Annotated in this window: 7 protein-coding genes; 2 read left to right on the forward strand and 5 right to left on the reverse strand. The window is 74.7% G+C overall.

All coding sequences use genetic code 11. The features are described 5' to 3' along the window. Nucleotides 1-29 precede the first annotated feature (29 nt). The 5 genes from JGS22_RS05520 to JGS22_RS26040 all read right to left on the reverse strand — a co-directional run bounded on the left by JGS22_RS05520 (nt 30) and on the right by JGS22_RS26040 (nt 17435). Entirely contained in the window at nt 30-1313 is a 1284-nt protein-coding gene (locus JGS22_RS05520; RefSeq protein WP_211040816.1) for a cytochrome P450, read from the reverse strand. Beyond that, nucleotides 1310-8824 carry a non-ribosomal peptide synthetase gene (locus JGS22_RS05525; protein ID WP_211040817.1) on the reverse strand — a complete coding sequence of 2505 codons (7515 nt, stop codon included), beginning with the start codon at nt 8822-8824 and terminating at the stop codon, nt 1310-1312. Before JGS22_RS05525 ends, JGS22_RS05520 begins: the two co-directional genes overlap by 4 nt. Before the next feature lie 132 nt (nt 8825-8956). Continuing rightward, nucleotides 8957-15343, reverse strand: coding sequence for a non-ribosomal peptide synthetase (locus tag JGS22_RS05530; RefSeq protein WP_308405530.1), 6387 nt, complete (start codon nt 15341-15343; stop codon nt 8957-8959). An 811-nt stretch (nt 15344-16154) separates the two neighbouring features. Further along, entirely contained in the window at nt 16155-16895 is a 741-nt protein-coding gene (locus JGS22_RS05535) for a Type 1 glutamine amidotransferase-like domain-containing protein (protein WP_211040819.1), read from the reverse strand. 300 nt (nt 16896-17195) lie between these two features. Next, nucleotides 17196-17435: an MbtH family protein gene (locus tag JGS22_RS26040; protein WP_308405798.1), complete on the reverse strand. Its 240-nt coding sequence runs from the start codon at nt 17433-17435 to the stop codon at nt 17196-17198. A gap of 290 nt (nt 17436-17725) precedes the next feature. Between JGS22_RS26040 and JGS22_RS05545 the strand changes: the two genes are divergently transcribed. Both JGS22_RS05545 and JGS22_RS05550 read left to right on the forward strand, forming a co-directional pair. Next, entirely contained in the window at nt 17726-20146 is a 2421-nt protein-coding gene (locus tag JGS22_RS05545; protein ID WP_211040821.1) for a lantibiotic dehydratase, read from the forward strand. Next, nucleotides 20146-21801, forward strand: a complete 1656-nt coding sequence (locus JGS22_RS05550) for an amino acid adenylation domain-containing protein (RefSeq protein WP_211040822.1) — start codon at nt 20146-20148, stop codon at nt 21799-21801. Before JGS22_RS05545 ends, JGS22_RS05550 begins: the two co-directional genes overlap by 1 nt. Nucleotides 21802-21887: the final 86 nt, after the last annotated feature.

Consider the following 21887-nt stretch of genomic DNA (forward strand, 5'->3'; position numbering starts at 1 on the left):
GCGGCCGGGGCGGCGGGTGCGCCGCCGGGTCAGTAGCGGACGGGCAGCGCCGTGAGGCTGCGGTTGAGCAGCGAGGGCTGCCACTCCACAGCGTGTGGATCGCTCACCGCGAGCCCGGAGCCGCCGGTGACCAGACTGCGCACCGCGGCCACCGCCACCAGCCGGGCCAGTGCGGCACCGATGCAGAAGTGCGCACCGAAACCGAAGCCCAGATGGGTGGCGCCGGTGCGCCGTACGTCGAACCGGTCGGGATCGGGGAAGCGTTCCGGGTCCCGGTTCGCTGCGGCGGTCACCAGGAAGATCCGGTCGCCGGCGCGCACGGTGTGCCCGTCGAGTTCGAAGTCCCGGGCGGCGTTGCGGACCGAGAGCTTCGACGGGCCGTCCAGCCGCAGCGTCTCCTCGACCGCGCCCTGGGCGAGCTCCGGATCCGCGCGGACGGCGGCCAGTTGGTCGGGCCGACGGGCCAGCGCCAGCACGGTGTTGGCGATGAGGTTGCTGGTGGTCTCGCCTCCCGCGAACGCCATCTGCGTGAGCATCCCGACGAACTCCTGCTCGGTGACCGAGTCGCCCACCCGGCCCTCGCCGAGCACCTTGCTGATCAGGTCCTCGCCCGGCTCGGCACGGCGTTTGGCGACCAGGTCCCCGAGGTAGTCCTCCAGGCTCACCAGCGCCTGGAGCGAGGCGCGGTACTCGCTCTCCTCCTGGGCGGTGCCGAGCACCAGATCGGCCACTCTGGCGTTCCAGTACCAGAAGGCCGCGGTGTCGGTGCGGGGAATGCCCAGCCAGCGGGCGAAGACCAGCGCCGGCAGGGGCTTGGCCACGTCGGCCATCAGATCGCCCTCGCGGCCGGGGGTCGCCCTGCGGGCGAGGATCGCCGCCGTGGCCTTCTCGGTGAAGGTCCGGTAGCGGTTCACCGTGCGGGCGGCGAAGGCCTCCTGGAAGACCTGGCGCAACCTGCGGTGCTGCGGCGGATCGTTGAAGACCATCCAGCGGGAGAGGATGCCGAAGGCGCGCTCGGCGTCGTCGCGGGCGCCCTGCGGCACCGCGTCCATCAACGGCCGGACGCGGTCTGCGGAGACGGCCCGCTCCCGCAGGCAGCGCATGACCTGGTCGTATCCGGTCACCATCCAGGAGTTGTGCACCGGGCTCCAGAACACCGGGGCGTGGTCGCGCAGTCGGTCGAGGTAGCCGTAGGGGTCGGCGACCATGTCCGGCGAGAGCAGATAGCGCTCGGTGAAGGCGGACGCGGCGCCTCGCACGGATGCAGTCGACGCGGTGCCCGGCACGGCCGCCGGGGGTGCGGGTGTGCTCATCGGTTCTGCTCCGTTCCGGACGCGGTGGTCCCGGCACTCGCGGTGGTCCCTGCGGTCGCGGTCGCGGCGCCGGTGGCTGCGCTCGTGACCTGCCCGGCGGTGTGCGCTGCCGGGACGCCGCCGAGTGCGGCCGGGTCGGCGTCCGCCGCGGTGAGGCGACCGAGTACGGCGGCGACGCCGGCCACCCGGGGCTCGGCCATCATCGACATGTGGTCGCCCTCGGTGAGGTGCAGCCCGAGCGCGCCGCCGGCGACCTCCCGCCAGCGCTCCACGTACGTCTCGTAGTCCACGTCCAGGCCAGGCATGTGACGGCCGCGCGGTGCGCCGGCCGCCTCGCTGCCGACCACCAGCTCGACCGGCCCCGGGTAGGGGCGCAGCTCGTAGGCGGCCAGCGCGGCCAGCAGCGAGTACCAGACCTCGATGGGCGCGTCCTCCACCAGCGCGGCCTCGGCGGTGCTCATGCCCGCTCCCAGGAGCGAGGCGGTGAGTTCGTCGGTGGCCCGGTCTCGCTGCGCGGAGGCCGGCATCTCCCGCAGCCGGTCGCGCAGTTGACGGGCCCGCCGCAGCTCCTGGGTGACGCCGAGGAGCCGGGCGCGGGCGGCGGGGTTGGGCAGATAGGGCTCGATCAGCACCAGCGGCGCGACCTCGTGCCCGGCCTCCCGCAGCTGGGTGGCCATCTCCAGCGCGATGTTGGCGCCCATCGACCAGCCGAGCAGGGCGATCGGCTCCCGACCGCCCTCCCGGTCCGCGCGGTCGGTGATCTCCGCGACGTAGTTGGCCGCGATGCCGGGCACGGTGCTGGGGTCGACGCCGCCGAGCAGGCCGCGGGCCTGGAAGGCGTGCACCGGCAGGCCGGCGGGCAGCGCGCGGGCGAGCGGGACGAACCAGGTGGCGCTGCCCCCGGTCGGGTGCACGCACCACAGGGGTTCGCCGGTGCCCGCGCGCAGCCGTACCTCGGAGGTGACGGCCGTGGGCACCGCGCTGCCGGACCTGCTGTCGACGTGCGCGGCGAGGGCGGCGATCGTCGGGTGCTCGATCAGGTCACCGACCGAGACCGCGAGGCCGCGGGCGGTGGCCATCAGGGAGACCCGGACGGTGGAGAGCGAACTGCCGCCGATCCTGAAGAAGTCGTCCTGGGTGCCGATCCGGGTCAACCCCAGTACCTCGCGCCAGAGTTCGGCCAGGATCTTCTCGGTGTCGGTGGCCGGTGCGACGTGGTCGGTCCCGCTGTCGCCGCCGTCGGCCGAGGGCAGCGGCAGCGCCTTCTTGTCGATCTTCCCGCTGCTGTTCACCGGCATCGCGTCCAGGACGACGAAGCGGGCGGGCAGCATGTACGCGGGCAGGAAGGCCCGCAGTTCACGACGCAGCTCCTCCGGTTCCGGACGGTCCCGGCCCTCCGGCACCAGATAGGCGACGAGGGCGGGTTCGCCCGGCAGATCGGTGCGGTGCAGGACCACGGCCTGCTGGACGGCGGGCAGTTGGCGCAGGGCGTGCTCGATCTCCCCGAGCTCGATGCGGAAGCCGCGCAGCTTGACCTGGCTGTCGCGGCGCCCCAGCCACTCCACCGAGCCGTCCGGACGGTGGGTGCCCAGGTCGCCCGTGCGGCACAGCCGGGAGCCGGGCGGGCCGTAGGGGTCGGGCACATAGGTGGCCGCGGTCAGCGCGGGCCGGCCCAGGTAGCCGCGTCCCACGCAGTCCCCGCCGAGGTGGATCTCGCCGGGCACCCCGGCCGGGACCGGCTGGAACGCGTCGTCCAGCACGTGCATCCGGGTGTTGCGGACGGGGGTGCCGATCGGCGGCTTGCCGCCCCCGGGTTCGAGGTCGGCCGCCACCGACCAGACGGTGGTCTCGGTCAGTCCGTAGACGTTCTGGAAGCGGCGTCCGGCCGCCCAGCGGTCCGCGAGTTCGGCCGGGCACGCCTCACCGGCGACCTGGAGCACCCGCAGCTCGGGGAAGTCGTCCTCGCCCAGCACCTCCAGCGCGCTGGGCGGCAGCATGGCGGCGGTGATCCGCCGCTCCCGCAGCACCCCGGCCAGGTCGGGCCCCGGCCGCAGGTCCTCCGGGGACGCGGTGACCAGGCACCCGCCGTTCGCCAGCGACCAGGTCAGTTCCAGGACGGAGGCGTCGAAGCCGAAGGAGGCGAACTGCAGGACGCGTTCGTGCGCTGTCGGTCCCACCAGATCGCGCTGGGCCTCCAGCATGTTGGAGAGCCCGCGGTGCTGGACGGCCACGCCCTTGGGGGTGCCGGTGGAACCGGAGGTGTAGATGACGTAGGCGAGGGAGTCCGGGCCGGGTTCGGCGGCTTCCGGCGCCGAGCCGGAGAGCGCCGACACCCCGGCGTCCGGGCCGAGTTGTTCGTCGCGGCCCCCCGGCTGCGGCTCGTCCAGCCGGATCACCGGCCCGTCGAAGGGGACCAGCTCCTGAAGGGCCGTCTGCGTGAGCAGCACCCGCATTCCGCTGTCGCCGGCGATGAAGGCCATCCGGTCGGCCGGGAGTCTGGGGTCCAGCGGCAGGAACGCCCCGCCCGAACGCAGCACACCCACCGCGGCGCGCACCAGGTCGAAGCCGCGCTCCACGCAGATGCCCACCAGGGTCTCCGGCCCGACGCCGAGGCGGCGCAGTCGAAGCGCCAACCGCGCGGCCCGCTCGTCGAGTTCGCCGTACGTCAGCCGCGCGCCGCGGTGCTCGACGGCGACCGTGTGCGGGGCGCCGGCGGCGTGCCGGGCGAAGTGCTCGTGGAAGAGCAGCGGTGAGGACGGCGTACGCGGGCCGCGGCCCCAGACCTCCAGCGCGGTGGTCCGGGCGTTCCCGGTGAGCGCGGGCGGGGTCGCCGGCGCGTCCGGTTCGGCGACCAGCGCCTCCAGTTGGGCGCAGTAGACGTCCGCGAGCTGTTCGGCGGTCGCAGGCGCCACGCACCGCGGGTCCACGTCCAGGGTGAACTCGTTGACACCGGCGTTGACCAGCAGCGGGAACATCGTGCGGGCGATCTCCAGCGACTCGTCCCAGGTGTCGTGGGTGAGGCGGTGGAAGTTGACGTAGTTGAAGACCGCGTCGGTCAGACCGGCGCCGCCGGTCCGCTGCTCGGAGATCGTGACCAGCGGCACCCTGCGGTGCGGCAGCATCTCCTGCTCGGCGGCGAAGACGTCGCGCAGGTACTCCAGCCGGCTGCCGCGCGGCCGGGCCACCCCGAACGGCACGGTGTTGAGGAAGAGTCCGCGCATCCGGTCGGCGCCGGGAACCTCCGGGCGGCCGTTGGTGACCAGTCCGATGCTGTGGCCCGCGGCGCCGTCCTCCTGCCCGGTGCGCTCGGCGAACAGGCTCATGGTGTGGTGGAAGGCCGCCAGCAGGACGGTCCGTCGAGGCACCCCGGCGCTCTTGGCCAGCCGCCCGATGCCCTCGGCCAGCCGCGCGTAGGAGCGCCGCGCCTCGTACACCGGGACCTGCTCGCCGTCACGGATCCAACCGGAGCTGTCCGCACGCCGGTTGAGGGTCACCGGCCGCAGCTCGGCCAGGCGCCCTCGCCAGTAGTCCAGGGACTCCCGGTTCTGCGAGGCGGCGCGCTCCAGCGCCACGTACTCCGCGAAGGCCGGGGCGCCGGGCGCCCGGGGCGCCGTGCGGTGGGCGACCGCCTCCCGGTGCAGCGCGAGCAGGTCCGCGATCAGCGAGGTCAGGCTCCAGCCGTCCAGGACCACATGGCAGTCGGTCAGCACCAGCCGCAGCTCGTGGTCGGCGAGGTGGTGCAGATGGATGCGGACCAGCGGGGACGCCGTCAGCTCGAAGTGTTCGGCGAACTCCTGCTCCACGAACCGCTTCAGGCTTTCGCGCTGCTCCTCGCGGGGCAGCGCGCGCAGATCGGTGTACCCGACGGGCAACTGGGCGCTGCGGTGGACCAGTTGGAGCGGCTCGCGGTATCCGACCAGGTCGACCGAGGTGCGCAGGATGGGGTGGCCGGCGACGACCGCGTCGACCGCGGCCTGGAAGGCGTCGAGGTCGAAGCCCTCGGGCACGGTGATCTTCAGATCGGTCACGTTGTGGTACGCGCTGCGCTCGGGGTCGGCGAGCATCTCGTGCAGCATGCCCGTCTGGAGCATGGTCAGCGGATACGCGTCGCTGAGCCCTTCCGGCAGCCGGTCGGCGTCTGCCGGGTCGAGCTGGGAGAACGGGGCGACCGGCGGCGGGGCGGCGACGGCCTCGGTGGACGAGGCGGCCAGGTCCGCCAGCGTGCGGGCGCGGAAGACGTCGGCGACCGAGAAGCCGATCCCCTCCTGCCGGCCCAGACCCACCAGACGCAGCGCCAGGATGGAGTCGCCGCCCAGATCGAAGAAGTTGTCGGCGCGGCTGATGTGTTCGGCACCGAGCACCTGGGACCAGACGCCGGCCAGCGCCTGCTCCACCGGCCCCTCGGGCGGCACATGGGTGCCCTGGCCCGTGGTGGCGGTGGGGACGACCGCGGTCAGCGCGGCCCGGTCCACCTTGCCGTTGACCGTCAGGGGCAGCCGCTCGTGGCGGACGAAGAGCGCCGGGACCATGTAGTCCGGCAGCGTCAGCCGGAGCCCCTCCCGCAGCGCGGGTGCGTCCAGCGGACGGGCCTCGGGGGTGACGACGTGGGCGACCAGCCGCGCCGTACCGCCCTCGCGCCGGGCGACCACCGCGACGTCGGCGACCCGCGGCAGGGCGCGCAGCGCGGTCTCGACCTCGCCCGGCTCGATGCGGTAGCCGCGGATCTTCACCTGGTTGTCCGCGCGGCCCACGTAGCCCAACTGCCCGTCGGGCAGCACCCGTACGAGGTCTCCGGTGCGGTACATCCGGCTGCCGGGCGGGCCGAAGGGGTTCTCCGGGAAGCGCTCGGCGGTCAGCTCGGGGCGGTTGCGGTAGCCGCGGGCGACGCCGCCGCCGGCCACGTACAGCTCCCCCGTGCAGCCGGGCGGCACCAGGCGGCCCCAGGGGTCGAGCACGTAGCCGTGCGCCCCGGACAGCGGGCGGCCGATCGGGGAGCGCACCGCCGCGGAGCTGACGTCCTCCTCGGTGACGGTGCGCAGGGTGACGTGGACCGTGGTCTCGGTGATGCCGTACATGTTGACCAGTTCGGGCTTGGCGCCGGGCGCGGTGAACCAGTCGCGGTAGTCCCGCACGTCGAACGCGTCACCGCCGAAGACCACGGTACGCAGGGCGAGTTCGGAGAAGGACGCGCCGGCCTCGGCCAGATGTCCGCGCAGCCCCTTGAAGGCGGCCGGAGTCTGGTTGAGGACGGTGACCCGCTCCTCGCGCAGCACCCGCAGCACGGTGCCCGGATCGCGCACCTCCTCGGCCTCCAGCACCACCACCCGGCCGCCCGCGGCCAGCGGCGCCCACAGCTCCCAGACGGAGAAGTCGAAGGCGGGCGAGTGCGTCAGGGTCCAGGTGTCGGCGGGCCCGAAACCGAAGTGCCGGTCGGCGGCGCCCAGCAGCCAGGCGAGGTTGGCGTGGGTGACCTCCACGCCCTTGGGCCTGCCGGTGGAGCCGGAGGTGTAGATGACGTAGGCGAGGTCCCCCGGGCCGGGGCTGACGTCCTCGGTGACGGAGCCGCTGACGGAGCCGGTCGGAGTCTGCGCGGCGGCGGCCGGAGCGGCCTGCGGGGCGTCCGCCTCGATCAGCCGGACGGGCAGTCCGGCGACGGCCTCCCGGGTCGCGGAGTCGGTGACGATCAGCTCGATGCCGGAGTCCTCGACGGTGAACTCCCGCCGGGCGCGCGGATGGGAGGGGTCGAGCGGCAGGTAGGCGGCGCCGGCCCGCCACACCGCCAGCAGCGCCACCGCAAGCCCCGGGGTGCGGTCGAGGCAGACCCCGACGAGCGAGCCGGGGGCCACTCCGGCGTCACGCAGCCGGGCCGCCAGACGCGAGGCCGCGGCGTCGAGTTCGCCGTAGCTCAGCGAACGGCCGGAGCCGCTGACGGCGGTCGCCTCCGGGGCCCGCGCCGCGTGCTCGGCCACCCGCTCGGGTGCGGTGCGCGGGGCGGGTCCGGTCGGCTGCTCGGCCCGGGCCGGGCCGTCGGGGCCCAGCAGCAGGGCGCGTTCTTCGGCGGTCAGCGGGTCCACCGTGCTGAGCGGAGCCTCCGGCGCGGCGCGGAAGGCCTCCAGCAGGGCGACGGTGTGCCGGGCGAGCGCCGCGACCGTCGCCGGCTCGAAGAGCTCGGTGCGGTGGACGAAGACCAGCTCGGTGCGGCCGTGGCCGTCGCGCAGGTCGAGAGTGAGGTCGAACTTGGCGGTGGTGAGGTCGATCGGGTGGGTCGTCCCCCGGGCCTCGCCGAGGACGAACTCCCCGGCGGTGGAGTCGGTGTGGGTGTACAGCACCTGGGTCAGCGGGTTGCGGCTCAGCTCGCGCTCGGGGCTGAGGGCGTCGACGACCTTCTCGAACGGCAGCGACTGGTGCGAGAACGCCTCCAGCACCCGTTCCCGGGTGCGCCCGAGCAGCGTGGCGGGGGTGGGGTCGTCGGAGAAGTCGCCGCGCATCACCAGGGTGTTGACGAAGAAGCCGACCAGTTGCTCGGTCTCGGCACGCTCCCGGTTGGCCACCACGGTGCCCACCGCGATGTCGCGCTGGCCGGTGTGGAAGGCCAGGGCGGCCTGGAAGGCGGCGAGCACCGTCATGTACGGGGTGGTGCCCCGCGTCCGGCCCAACTCGGCCAGATGCTCGGTCAGTTCGGCCGGGAGCGTGACGCTGTGGGCGGTGCCGCGGCCGTCCGGCTTCTCGGAGCGGGGGTGGTCGGTGGGCAGCTCCAACGGGGTCAGCCCGGCCAGCCGCTCCTTCCAGTGGGCCAGCGCGGCCGAGGTGTCGTGCTCCCGCTGCCAGACCGCGTAGTCGGTGTACTCCACCGGGAGTTCGGGCAGGCGGGCCGGGCGCCCGGCCCGCCCGGCGGCGTACAGCTCGGTGAGGTCGCGCACCAGCAGCCCCAGCGACCAGCCGTCCGAGACGATGTGGTGCATCCCCAGCGCCAGTACGTGCTCGTCCTCGGCGAGCCGGACGAGGGTGGCGCGGAAGGACGATTCACGGGCGAGCTCGAAGGGCCGGACCGCCGCGGCCTGCACGGCGGCCGTCAGCCGCCGCTCGCGGTCCGCCGCCCCGACGGCGGTCAGGTCCACCACGTCCAGTTCCGTGCTGCCGGCCTCCTCGACGGGGAGCACCCGCTGGAACGGCACCCCCTCGTGCTCCGGGAAGACCGTCCGCAGCTGCTCGTGCCGGGTGACCAGCTCCACCAGGGCCGTGCGCAGCGCGGGCACGTCCAGCGCACCGCGCAGCCGCCAGGCCGCGGGCAGCAGATAGGTGGCCGCGCCGGGGTCCAGCCGGTCCAGGAAGTACAGGCGTTGCTGCGCCGCCGAGAGCGGAATCCGCTGCGGGCGCGGCCGGTTGCGCACCGGACCGTCCGGTCGGGCGCCCGACCGGCCGCGCAGCCGCTGCTCCAGGAGTCGCCGCGCCGCTGGGGTCAGGCCCTGGCCCGGCTCGGGGGACGCGGGGCGCACGTCGGGGGTGGTCATGGTGGTACTCCGTTCCTGCGGATGGACGAGGGTGGCCGCCGTGCACGCGGCCGATGGCCCGAAGCCGGGGCCGGTAGCGGGGCCGGAAGCGGGGGCAAAGCCGGAGCCGGAAGCGGGGGTCGGAAGCCGGGGTCAGAAGTCGACGGTCAGGGAGAGGTCGATCTCGTCGTCGCTCATCTGCGAGATCAGCTCCAGCAGTCCGCGCTCCACCTCGGCGGCGAGCAGCGCCACGGTGGGGTGTTCGAAGACGTCGCGGACCTGGATCGGGCAGTCGAAGGCGGTGCGCAGCCGGGAGGCCACGGACACCGCGCGCAGCGAGTGCCCGCCGACGGCGAAGAAGTCCTCGTGGACGCCGACCTTCGGCAGGTCGAGCACCTCGCACCAGATCTGCGCGACCACGATCTCGGCCGGCGTCCTGGGCGCGACGAACTCCGTGCGGATGACGGCGGGTTCGGGCAGAGCCGCGGTGTCGAGCTTGCCCTGGACGGTCATCGGCAGCGCGTCCAGCAGCACGAAGGCCGCGGGCACCAGGTAGTGCGGCAGCTCGGCCCGGCAGCGCGCCGCCAGCTCGTCTTCGGTCAGCCCGTCGCCGGCGACGTACGCGACGAGGGCGGGTTCGCCGCGCAGCGGGCGCACCACCACGGCGGCGGACCGCACCCCGGGCTGGGAGCGCAGCGCGGCCTCGGCCTCGCCGGGTTCGACCCGGAAGCCGCGGATCTTGACCTGGTCGTCGTTGCGCCCGAGGAACTCCAACTCACCCGCGGCGGCGCGGCGGACGATGTCGCCGGTGCGGTAGAGCCGCCCGCCGGGCCTGCGCCCGAAGGCGTCGGGGACGAAGCGCTCGGCGGTCTGCTCCGGCCGCCCGAGGTAGCCGCGGGCCAGTTCCGTCCCGCCCACCAGGAGTTCGCCGGGCACCCCGTCCGGGGTCAGCGCACCGCGCGCGTCCACCACGTAGGTGCGGCGCCCGCCGAGCGCGCGGCCGATCGGCACCCGGCCGTTCACCGGTCCCTCGATGCGGTGCGCGGTGGCGGAGACGACCGATTCGGTCGGACCGTAGGTGTTCAGCACCGGTACGCCGGGGAGCAGTTCGAACCAGCGCCGCAGCGGGGCGGCCGGCAGCGCCTCGCCGCCGGTCACCAGCAGTCGCAGCGAGGCGAGTCGCGGAGCGAGGACATCGAGCCGGGCGACCAGCTCCGACCAGTAGGACGGCGTCAGTTCGAGCACCGTGACGCCCTCGGCCCCGACCCGGTCCGCCAGCTCCTCCGGGGACCAGATCTCGTCCGGGCGGACCACCACGCAGGCGCCGCAGCCGAGCGCGGGAAGGATCTGCTCCAGCGAGGCGTCGAAGGAGGTGGAGGCGAAGGTCAGCACCCGGTCCGCGGCCGTCAGCCCGAACTCGGCCCGCATGGTGGCGGTGTGGGCGTCGAGCGCGTGGTGCTCCACGCCCACCGCCTTGGGCCGGCCGGTGGAGCCGGAAGTGAAGATCACGTACGCCAGGTCCTGCGGCGCCGGTGTGTGGCGGGGGCCGGAGGCGTCCGGTTCGACCGTCTCGACCGCGACCGTCGGCACGTCCAGTCCGGCCACGACGGCCGAGGTCCGTGCGTCCACCAGCACCCGTCCGACGCCCGCCTCCTGCAGCATGTACCGCAGCCGCTCGGCGGGGAGACGGCCGTCCAGCGGCACGTAGACCCCGCCGGCCCGCCAGACGGCGAGCATCGCGGCGACCGACCGGACTCCGCGGGCGACGCACACTCCGACGGCCTCGCCGGGGACCGTACCGGCCGCGGCGAGCGCGGCGGCGAGTCCGCCCGAGAGGGCGTCCAGTCCGGCGTGGTCGAGGGTCTCGCCCTCGCAGCGGACCGCCGGTGCGCCGGGTTCGCCGGACTGGGTGAAGGGGCTCGCGGGGGCGAGGTCCCGTCCGGCCGCGTCCACCAGTTGCCGGCGTTCGGCGGCGGTCAGCAGCGGTATCCCGTCCACCCGTGCCTCCGGGTCGGCCAGCGCACCTTCCAGCACGCGGCCGACGTGCCGGGCGAAGAGTGCGGCCGTACCGGGTTCGAAGAGGTCGGCGGCGTACTCCACGCCCAGCGCGAAGCGGCCCGACCGGACCAGGAAGGTCGCCGTCAGATCGAACTTGGCGCTCTCCCACGGAAGGGTGAAGGGTGTCGCGTCGACGCCGGCCAGACCGGAGCCGCCCGTACTGGCGTCCTGCACATCCACCATCACCTGGAACAGCGGGTTGCGGGACAGGTCCCGCTCCGGGCGCAGCCGCTCCACCACCCGCTCGAACGGAACCTCCTGGTGGTCGAAGGCGCCCAGCACCACCTCGCGCACCCGCTCCACCAGACCGTCGAAGCCGGGCGCTCCGGAGAGGTCGGTGCGCAGCACCACCGTGTTGACGAAGAAGCCGATCAGCGGCTCCAGTTCGACCCGGTCGCGGGCGGCCACGGGGGTGCCCACGACCACATCGGTCTGGCCGGTCCAACGGGCCAGCACCGCCTGCGCGGCGGCCACCAGCACCATGAAGCGCGTCACGCCGTGGACGCGGGCGTAGGCGTCCACCCGGTCGACGAGCGCGGTGGGCAGCTCCACCTCGACCGCCCCGCCGCGGCCGGAGAACGCCGGCGGGCGCGGCCGGTCGGTCGGCAGCTCCAGCACCGGGGCCGCCTTGAGACGGTCCTCCCAGTAGGCGAGCTGCGGCTCCAGGGCGCCGCTGTCGGCACGTCGGCGCTGCCAGACGGCGAAGTCGGCGTACTGGACGGGCAGCGCGGGCAGTTCGGCCGTCCGCCCGTCCAGCCGGGCGCGGTAGTGCGCCATCAGCTCGTCCAGCAGGACTCCCTTGGACCAGCCGTCGGTGACGGCGTGGTGCAGCGAGAGCACCACCACATGGTCGTCGTCGGCCAGCTCCCACACCCCCGAGCGCAGCAGCGGCGGCCGGGCCAGGTCGAACGGGCCGGTGGCATGGGCGACGGCCGCGCGGCGCACCGTCTCCAGCCGGTCGTCGTCGTCCTGCGGTTCGCCCGGCGCCGCCTCCCACCGCAGCGGGACGGGCACCGGTCCGCCGATCCGCTGGACCGGCCGTCCGTCGGCCTCCGCCAGCGCGGTGCGCAGCACCTCGTGCCGGGCGACCAGGTCGTCCAGCGCCTGCTGCCAGGCGTCCCGGTGCAGACCGCCGCGCACCCGCCAGCAGTACCAGAGCAGATAGTTGTCGCCGCGGTCGGAGGTGCGGTCCAGGAACCACAGCCGCTCCTGCGCGAAGGAGAGCGGCAGCGGCCCGGTGCGGTCCACCGGCACGATTCCGTCACCCTCGCGGACCCGGGCGCCGGCCACCCTGGGGGCGAAGCCGCGCACCGTGGGGTTCTCGAAGACGACGCGCAACTCGATCTCCCGGCCCAGGCGTTGGGCGATGCGGGAGACGGCCATGGTGGCCAGCAGTGAGTGGCCCCCGAGGTCGAAGAAGCTGTCGTCGAGACCGACGCGTTCCACGCCGAGCACGTCGGCCCACACCTCGGCGACGATCCGTTCGGTCTCGTCGCGCGGTGCGAGGTGGCCGGGGTCCTCCGCGGTACGCCCCCGTACGGGCTGGGGCAGCGCGGCGACGTCCAGCTTTCCGGAGACGCCGACCGGGAGTTCGTGGAGCAGCACGAAGTCGGACGGCACCGCGTAGTGCGGCAGGAACCGCGCACACCAGGCGCGGAGCGCGGCGGCGTCCGGGCCCGCGGCGGGAGCGGCGGGATCGGCGCCGGGGCCGGTCGCGGCGGGGGCCGCCGGGACGACCCAGCCGATCAACGTCTGCCCCGTGGTGCGGTCCGGACGGACGACGGCGGCGGCCACCTCCGGGCAGGAGCGCAGCGTCAGTTCCACCTCGCCCGGCTCGACGCGGAAGCCGCGGATCTTCACCTGGTCGTCGTCGCGGCCCAGGAACTCCAGCTCCCCGTCCGCGCGCCAGCGCACCAGGTCACCGGTGCGGTAGAGCCGGCCGCCCGGCGCTCCGAAGGGGTCGGGGACGAACCGTTCGGCGGTCAGCCCAGGCCGGCCCAGGTAGCCGCGGGCCAACTCGGTTCCCCCGACGAGGAGTTCACCGGGGAGGCCGACCGGCACCGGCGCGCCGTCCGCGTCCACCACGTACACCCGGCGGTCGCCGAGCACCCGGCCGATCGGTACCGTCGCCGGGGAGGGGGCCCCGCCCGCCGCGATCTCGTGCGTGGTGGCGGTGGCGGTGGTCTCGGTCGGCCCGTAGGCGTTGCTGACCCGCGCCCAGGGCACCGCCGTCCGCCAGTCGGCCAGCGTGTCCGCCGCCACCGCCTCGCCGCCGAGAATCAGCAGTCGCAGGGTGGAGAGCGCGGCGGTCAGCGGCCGGTCCAGGGCCAGGGTCAGCTCCGCCCAGTAGGTCGGCGGGAGGTTGACCACCGTCAGGGCGTGCTGCTGGACGACCTCCGGCACCCGAGTGGGCATCCAGGGCTCGTCGGGCCGCAGCACGACGGTGGCACCGCAGGTCAGCGCGGGCAGCAGCTGGTCCAGCGAGGCGTCGAAGGAGAAGGAGGAGAAGGCGAGCACCCGGTCGTCCTCGGTGATCGCGAAGCGCTGCCGGGCCGCGGCGACATGGGAGGCGAGCGCCCCGTGCTCGACGCCGACCGCCTTGGGCCGGCCGGTGGAGCCCGAAGTGAAGATGACGTGCGCCAGCTCCCGCGGGTCGGCCGCCGTACGCGGCCCGTCCGGGTCCGGCGCCACCGCGTCGACGTCGACGAGCACCGGCGCCAGCCCGGCTGCCGCAGCGGACGACGCCGAGTCGGTGACGACCGCGCCGAGTCCGGCCTCCGCCGCCATGAACGCCAGGCGCTCCGGCGGCAGTTCGGGATCGAGCGGGACGTACGCGCCGCCCGCGCGCCAGATGCCGTCGATGGCGGCGACCGATCGGGGCCCGCGGCGCAGCAGCACCCCCACCCGGTCCCCGGGAACGGTCCCGGCGGCGACCAGCGCGCCGGCCAGGCCGCCGGAGATCGCGTCCAGCTCGGCGTAGGCGATCCGTTCCTCGCCGCAGATCAGCGCGGTCGCCCCGGGACGACCCGCGAACGCGAGCGCGGGGGCCGGCCCGACGGGCAGCTCCGGCGCACGGTGCCACTCCGGGCGCGGCGCGGCGGGCGCGGCCGGACCGGCCGGCAGCGCGCGCAGCAGGTCGTTCACCGGGGTGTCGGGGTCGGCCACGACGGCCCGCAGCAACTCGGTGTAGCCGCGGCCGAAGTCCCGTACGGTCTCGGCGTCGAAGAGCGAAGTGGCGTACTGGAGCAGCGCGATGACGCTGCCGTCGGCGCGCAGCGTGAGGTCCAGGAAGAGGTCGAGCGGGGTCTCCTTCAGCGGCGGGTCGAGCACCTGCGCCCGCAGTCCGGGCAGCTCCACCGGACGGATCGGGTTGTTGAGCAGGGTGAAGGACGCCTGGGCCAGCGGGTGCCGGGAGAGGTCGCGACCCCCGCCCAGCGCACCCACGACCCGGTCGAAGGGCGCCTGCGCGTGGGAGAGGTCCGCCAGGACGCGCCCGCGCACCCGCTCCAGCAGGTCGCCGAACCCGGGCCCGCCGGAGAGGTCGGTGCGCAGCACCACCGTGTTGACCAGCGGCCCGATCAGCCCCTGCGCACCGCGCCCGCCGCGGTCCGCGATGGTGCTGCACACGGCCACGTCCCGGCGTCCCGACCAGTGGCCGAGCAGCGCCTGGTAGGCGGCCAGCATGAGCATGTAACGCGTCGCGCGCCGGGTCCTGGCGAGGGCGTCCACGGCCTCGACCAGTTCGGCCGGCAGTACGAAGCGGACCACGTCGCCCGAACCGTCCCAACGAGCGGGCCTGGGCCGGTCGGTGGGGAGGTCCAGCGGGGCCAGCCCGGACAGCTGCGTGCGCCAGTGGTCGAGCATCCGCTCCATGCGGGGCCCGGCGAGCCGCTGTTCGCGCTCGTCGGCGAAGACGCCGTACTGCGTCGCCACCGGGACGACCTCCTCGCCCCGGTAGTCGGCGGCGAGTTCGTCGAGCAGCACGCCCCAGGACCAGCCGTCCACGGCGATGTGGTGGATCTCCACCAGCAGCAGGTGCTCGGTCTCCCGGGCCCCCGTACCGGGTGCGTCCGCGGCGGGCGGGTCCGTGACGCGGGCGAGGGTGGCCCGCACGGGGTGCTGGACGGCGAGGTCCAACGGCCGTCCCAGGCAGCGCGCGTAGAGCTCCTCCGGTCCGGCGACCGTGATCCGCTCCAGCAGCCCCGTCACCGGCGGGTCGACCACCGGGACCGGCTCTCCGTCCACCGGCGTGAACCGGGTCCGGAGCACCTCGTGCCGGGCGACGACCCCCTCCAGCGAACGCGCCAGACGCTCCGCGTCGAGGTCTCCCTCGATCCGCAGCACCAGCGGCAGCATGCCACCGGAGGAGTCGCCGCTCAGCTGGTCCAGGAACCACAGCCGACGCTGGGTGAACGATGCGTGGGGGGTACCGCCGCTCTCACTGTCCCGCGAAGCCCCTGCGTGGGCCGGCCCTGTTGTCACTTGCGCCTCCAAGCCGTGTTTCCAGCAGAGTGCCGCCACAGCCGGAGGGCCCATAGGGAAGAAGACGCAGTGCCACGAGCAGACTGCGCTGCCGAACCGTCCCTGCCCGCGCACATACGGCAGGCGGCGGGCGGCGGGAACGGGCAGCGGCATGGAGTCGGGCGGCGGGCCGGCGCGCGGTTCGACGCAGGGCGTACGCAGGGTGTACGCCGGGGTGCGGGGCTCGGGGGAGGAGCACGGCCCCAGGGCCGCCGGCGCACGGAGGCGGGGCCAACTCCCGGCCCGCGCGCGAAAGTTGGATACGGCTCGCGGCCTCGCGGTCTCGACCCGGTGAGAGCGGAAGCCGAAGGCGGCGCGACGGGCGAAAACATCAGCACCGCGCGGCGGGCGAAGAACTCGAAGAGGCGTACGTCGGTTCCGCACGTCGTGCCGCCCGGCTCACCGCGGGGGCCGTGGAGCAGTGCGCACCGGCGGCGCGCACCACCGGCCGGGCCCGTCCACGCATCCGGCGCGGGGCCGATCCGGTGAGCTCGGGCATGGCTCGGACAGCGAACTCGGCCGCGACGGCGGGCACTTCGACGTCGGCGGGGCAACGGCCCAGAGCCTCGTCCCGCAGATGCCGTCGATCCGGCCCGGCGCCGCGGCCGGACGCTCAGCCCGGCGGGGCTGCCGCCGTCGAGTCCGCAGGAGGACGACGCGCGACGACCGTCGGGCGAGGGGCGAGGGGCGTCGGGGCGACGCGCGTCAGACGAGAGGCGTCGGGGCGCGAGCAACCGGCGCCGGAACACGGGACGTTCAGCGCACCGGGCGTTCAGCAGGCGGGGCGGCGCAGCAGGCGCGGTTCCAACCGGTCCTCCACGGCTCTGCCGTTCTCCTCGGTCACCACGTAGGCGCCCTTGCCCGCGACCTCGGTGACCGCCTCGACCAGCCGGGTGCCGCGGTAGACCAGGCCCACGCCGTCGTCGGTGCAGTGCGTGGTGGGGAGGGTGCCGTCGGCGACGAGCCGGTGGATCAGCGGGCGCCGGCCGGCGTCGGAGTCGTAGTGGACGCCGTTTCCGTACGGCAGCATGGCCAGACCGTTGGTGACAGGCCGCAGCGCGGGACCGAAGGAGTCGGTCGCGCCGCCCTGGAACCAGCAGATGGAACCGGCGCTCACCCCTGCCATCACCACTCCCGCCAACCACGCGCGGTGCAGCACCGCGTCCAGGCCGTGGGCGCGCCAGACCGCCAGCAGATTGACGACCGAGCCGCCCATCACCCAGACGACGTCGTGGCTCAGAACGGCCTCTTCCAGGTCCTCGACGTTGGGCATCGGGAAGAGGTAGAGCGGGGTGAGGTCGAAGCCCGCCACCCGGGCGGCCTCGTGCATCCGCGAGGTCACGTGCTCGGCGTCCCCGATGGCGGTGCCGAGGTAGAGGATCCTGGGCCGTCTGCCGGTCACCCCGGCCAACTCGACCGCGTGGTACACCAATGCGTCGAACAGCACCCGCGACCGGGCGTCGGCGCGATGGCCCCCGGAGGTCGCCAGGACGGTCGGCTCCGCTGCGCTCACAGTCTCGATCCCCTACGTGTCACGCGCCGGTCGGCGCTGCCGGTACGTCGGTGCCCGCCTCGCGCGGGCGCGCCCGACGCAGTGCTCCCGGGCGGGCGAACGGCGCGCCGGGGAGGCCGCGACCGCCTCCCCGGCGCCCGCCGGTCTCTTTCGACCGCACGTCACCGCGCGGTCCGTGCTCCTCGTTCCCCTTCTCCCTGCGCCGGAACCGCCCGCTCCGCCTCCGCCCGTCGCCGGCCCGGCCCGGGCCGGCGGTGCGCCCGGGCCCGCCTGCGGCCCCGGGCAGCCTCCCGTACGGCGTCAGGCGTCCGCCCCGGCGAGCCGCCGGCGGAGGCTGAGCGGACGCATGTCCGTCCAGACGCGGCCGATGTGGTCCAGGCACTCCTGCCGCGCGCCCCGGCAGCCCTCCGGGTGCCAGCCCGCGGGCACCTCCTGGTCCGCCCTCCAGATCGAGTACTGCTCCTCGTCGTTGCGCACGACGAGGTAGACGTCCTCGGCATCGGGACGGGCCGGGCCGTCGCCGGTGCCCGTCGCGGAGATGTCTTGCGTCACGGTGGAACCTCCCGCATTCGGAAACCGGCCGCGGACCCGCCGCAGGCCGGTACGGGCCCAGGCCCGGACCCGACCGCTCCAGGGTGCCCGGCCACCCGAGTCCCCGGGCAGGGACGAACGCGCTGAGCGGGACGGCATGTGTTGCTGCCGAATCTTCTCTGGTGGGCGACTCCGGAGCGCGGGACCTTCCTTGTGCGGTCGCAGCCCTCGGGGTGTGGCGGCGCTCGGGACCGCTCCCGCAGTTCGAGCTGGGGAACACCATCGGAAGGAGCCAGGCGATGCCGGACGAGCACGCACCTGTCGCACTATCGGGCGGAGGCTGGCGGCTCTGGGAGCAGTTCGCGCTGCGCGGCCCGGGCTTCCCCGCCGAGGGCGTACTGCGCCTCGCACCTCCCGGACTGGCCGAGGCCGCCGACAAGTTCGGCCCGCAGGACCCGCTCACCGGCCCCGACTGGACCGACTTCACCGAGGAGTTGGACGCCGCAGCGGTGCGGACCGCCCACCACCTCCAGGAGGTCGCCGCGCAGCCGCGCTTCCAGGCCGCCCTGGCTTGGCAGAACCCGGCGGTGCTGCGCACCGGTATCGCCCCGTTCCTGCGCTGGGACCCCGCCACCGACAAACGCAGCAGCATGCCGCGACAGCGCGAGGAACTCGTCGCCCACTACTGGCAGCGCTTCTGCGTCAAGAACGACACCATCGGCTTCTTCGGCCCCGTCGGCTGGGGCCGCTGGGACCTCGACACCGAGCGAGTGGTGGCCATCGAGCCGGGTACGGGCTTCCTGGCCGAGTCCCGGGTGTACTTCTCCGGTTGGGCGATCGACGCGCTGGCCAAGGTGCTGGCCGAGGACCCCGAGCTGATGCGCTGGATACCGCCGCGCCGGGTCGCCTTCCTGCGCTGCGAGGTCGACCCCTCGGACTCCGCGGGCGGCGGAACGGCCCGGATTCCCGGGCGTCCGGCCAAGCCGGCCACCGCGGTCGAGCTGGCCGTGCTGCGTCTGTGCGACGGCACGCGACGGGTCGACGAGATCGCCGCGGAACTGTCCGTCACCCCCGACGAGGCGACCGCGACCGTCGAGGGGCTCGTCTCCCGCCGCTGGCTGTACCGGCGGCTGGAAGTGCCCGCCTCCCCGCACCCCGACGCCGCGCTGCGCGAGATCCTGGAGCGGGTACCGGACCGAGCGGTCCGGGAGCGGGCGCTGGCCCCGCTCGCGGTGCTCGAGAAGGGCCGGGACGAGGTGGCGGCGGCCGGCGACGACGCGACGGCGCTCACCGCGGCGATCACCGCGCTGGAGGGCGACTTCGCGAGGCTCACCGACAGCGAGGCCCAGCGCGCCAAGGGCGAACGCACCGCTCCCTGCCGGGGGTTGGTCTATCTCGACGCCCGCCGGGCAGCCACCGCGACCACCGGCACCGGGCTGCTGGAGCAGCTGGAACCGCTGCGGATGTGCCTGACCTCCGCCCGCTGGCTGACCAACCGTTTCGCGGAGGGCATCCGGACTCGGCTGCACGCCGCGCACCGCGAGCTGAGCGCCGGCGGCAACGCCGTCTCCCTGGGCGACATCTGGCTGCGCACCCTCCCCTCCCCCCACCCGGACGCCGACGCCCTGCTCGACGCCGCGCAGGCCGAGCTGCGGGCCAAATGGGCCCGGGTGCTGGACCTCCCCACCGACGCCGAGCAGCCCCGGCTGGTGCGGCGCACCACCGCGGAGATCGCGGAACGGGCGCGCCAGGAGTTCGAGGAGCCGGGCGACGGCTGGTCGCTGGCCCGCTACTTCAGCCCCGACCTGCTGGTGCTGGCCGAGGACGAACAGGCCCTGGCCGAGGGCGAGGTGGAGCTGATCCTCGGCGAGATGCACTGCGCGCTCAACACGATGGCCGCCTCCCTCTTCGTGCACCAGCACCCGGACCGGGACTCGCTGATCGCCGAGACCACCCGCGACTTCCCCGGCCCGCGGCTGCTGCCCACGCTGCCCAAGGAGCTGCCGCTGAAGTGGTCCACGCGCAGCCAGCCCTCGCTGGCCCGCCCCGAGGACCGGCACGTCGCCATGGTCGACCAGACCGTCGACCCCTTCAGCACTCTCACCGTGCGCAGCGGCGACGTCCTCGTCGAGGACCGGGACGGCCGGCTGACGGCGGTCCTGCCGGACGGCACCGCCCACGACGTGCTCGACGCGTACGCCAACACCCTGACCCAGCGCGCGATGGACCGCTTCACCGTCCGCCCGGAGGGGGACCACACCCCGCGCATCGTGATCGACCGGCTGACGGTGGCCCGCGAGACCTGGCAACTCCCCGTCTCCGAGGCGGACTTCTCGGAGGCCAAGAGCGAGGCCGCGCGCTTCGTCCGGGCCCGGCACTGGCAGCGCGACAACGGGCTGCCGCGCTTCGTCTTCGTGGTCTCCCCGACCGAACCGCGCCCGTTCTACGTGGACTTCGACAGCCCGGTCTACCTCACCATCCTCGCCAAGGCGATCCGCCGCCTGGCCCGCAAGGACCCCGACGCGCGCCTCAAGGTCAGCGAGATGCTGCCCACCCCCGAACAGGCCTGGCTGACCGACGACGAGGGCCACCGCTACACCTCCGAGCTGCGCTTCGTCGCCGTGGACCAGACGACGCCGGGCGCGCCCGGTGCTCCCGGTGCTCCCGGTGCGCCCGGTGCTCCCGGTACGGATGCCCGCCAGGCCGCGGAGGAGGGGTGATGGCCGCAGCGCCGCGCACCGTCGCCGCCGGGATCATCGCCCACGCCGCCCGGGCGCCCCGGAGGATCGCGCTCACCACCCCGGACGGCGATGTCGAGTACGGCCAACTCGCCGCGGGCATCGAGGAACTCGCCCGCACCCTGCGGGCCGAGGGCGTCGGACCGGAGACGGTGTGCGCCGTCGCCGTCGAACCCGGCGCCCACGCGGTGACCGCGATGGCGGCCGTCAACCACGCCGGCGCGGCGTTCCTGACCGTCGACGTCGGCCAACCGCCCGAGCGGCTCGCCGCGTTCACCCGGACCGCGGGCGCCACCTTGCTCCTGACCACCTCCGGCGTCGCGCCGCGGCTGGGCCTGGAGTTGCCCGCCGTCCTGCTCGACCGGCTCCCCCCGCGACCCGCGGACACCGGCCGGTACGGAACCGGAGACCGGCCCCGTACCGGCCCGGCGGAGGCCGAGGGGCCCGTGCACCCGCGTGCGCTCGCGTACGTCAGCCACACCTCCGGCAGCACCGGCGAGCCCAGCACCGTCCTCATCGAGCACCGCAGCCTGAACGAGTACCTCCAGGACACGGCCCGCGCCTTCGAACTCGGCCCCGACACCGTGGCGTTGGCGATGGCGCCGCTCGGCTACGACGCCTCGATCCGGGACACCCTCATTCCGCTGCTGGCCGGCGGGCGGCTGGTGCTGGCCGAACGCTCCCAACTGCTGCGCCCCGAGGCGTTCGTCCGCACCCTGCGCGCCCACCGGGTCACCGCCCTGCTGAGCGTCACACCGTCCTTCCTCTCCCACCTCGCGGGCCAACCGGCCCTCACGGACCCGTTGGCCGGTGTCGCCCTGGTGGCCTCCAGCGGCGAATCGCTGCGGCCGTTCCTGACGGCGGGCGGACGCGGGCTCGTCCACGGACGGCTGATCAACCAGTACGGGCCCACCGAATGCACCATGACCACCACCCGGTTCGCCGTCCCCTCCGGAACGTCCGACGCCGCCGAGCACGGTCCCGCCACCGCATCCGGCGCCTCCCCCGCGTCGGGCCCCTCCGCCTCGTCGGGCGCCTCCGCCGAAACCGGCCCCGACCTCGTCGGCACGGCGCGGGCCGGGACACTGATCCGGCTGCTGGACGACCGGCTGGCCCCGGTCGCCCCGGGCGAGGTCGGCGAGGTCTGCATCGGCGGCACCGGCCTGGCCCGCGGCTACCGCGACCGGCCCGCCAGGACCGCCGAGTGCTTCGTACCCGACCCCTGCGGACCGCCCGGCGCCCGCCTCTACCGCACCGGCGACTTCGGCCGCCTGGACCGGGACGGCCGACTGGAGTACCTCGGCCGCACCGACCGGCAGGTGAAGATCCGCGGCTACCGGGTCGATCCCGCCGAGATCGAGGGCGCGCTCCTCGCGCACCCCCTGATCAGCGGCGCCGTCGTCACCACCCACCACGACGAACAGGGCCGGGTCCACCTGGTCGCGCACCTCGCGGGTGAGCTGGACGACGTCCCCGACTCCGCACTTCGCGCCCATCTGCTCCGGCTGCTGCCTCCGCATCTGATGCCCCGCCGCTTCCTGCGGCTCGACGTCCTGCCCACCACCCGCGGGGGCAAGGCGGACCGGCGCGCGCTGGCCGGCGGAGGCGGTTCACCCGCCGGCGGAGGCCGCTCGTGAACGCCGTCGCGGCCACCGAGTCGCCCCCGCCGACCGCCGGCCCGACCACCGGCCCGACCACCACGCCGGCCCCCGCATCGACCGGC

The organism is Streptomyces tardus (assembly GCF_018101125.2).
In the GTDB taxonomy this organism is placed as follows: Bacteria; Actinomycetota; Actinomycetes; order Streptomycetales; family Streptomycetaceae; genus Streptomyces; species Streptomyces tardus.

Bases quoted from the DNA above. Each gene is read 5' to 3' on its own strand.
- JGS22_RS05520 (WP_211040816.1), bottom strand. From the start codon at position 1,313: ATGAGCACACCCGCACCCCCGGCGGCCGTGCCGGGCACCGCGTCGACT.
- JGS22_RS05525 (WP_211040817.1), bottom strand. From the start codon at position 8,824: ATGACCACCCCCGACGTGCGCCCCGCGTCCCCCGAGCCGGGCCAGGGC.
- JGS22_RS05545 (WP_211040821.1), top strand. From the start codon at position 17,726: ATGCCGGACGAGCACGCACCTGTCGCACTATCGGGCGGAGGCTGGCGG.
- JGS22_RS05550 (WP_211040822.1), top strand. From the start codon at position 20,146: ATGGCCGCAGCGCCGCGCACCGTCGCCGCCGGGATCATCGCCCACGCC.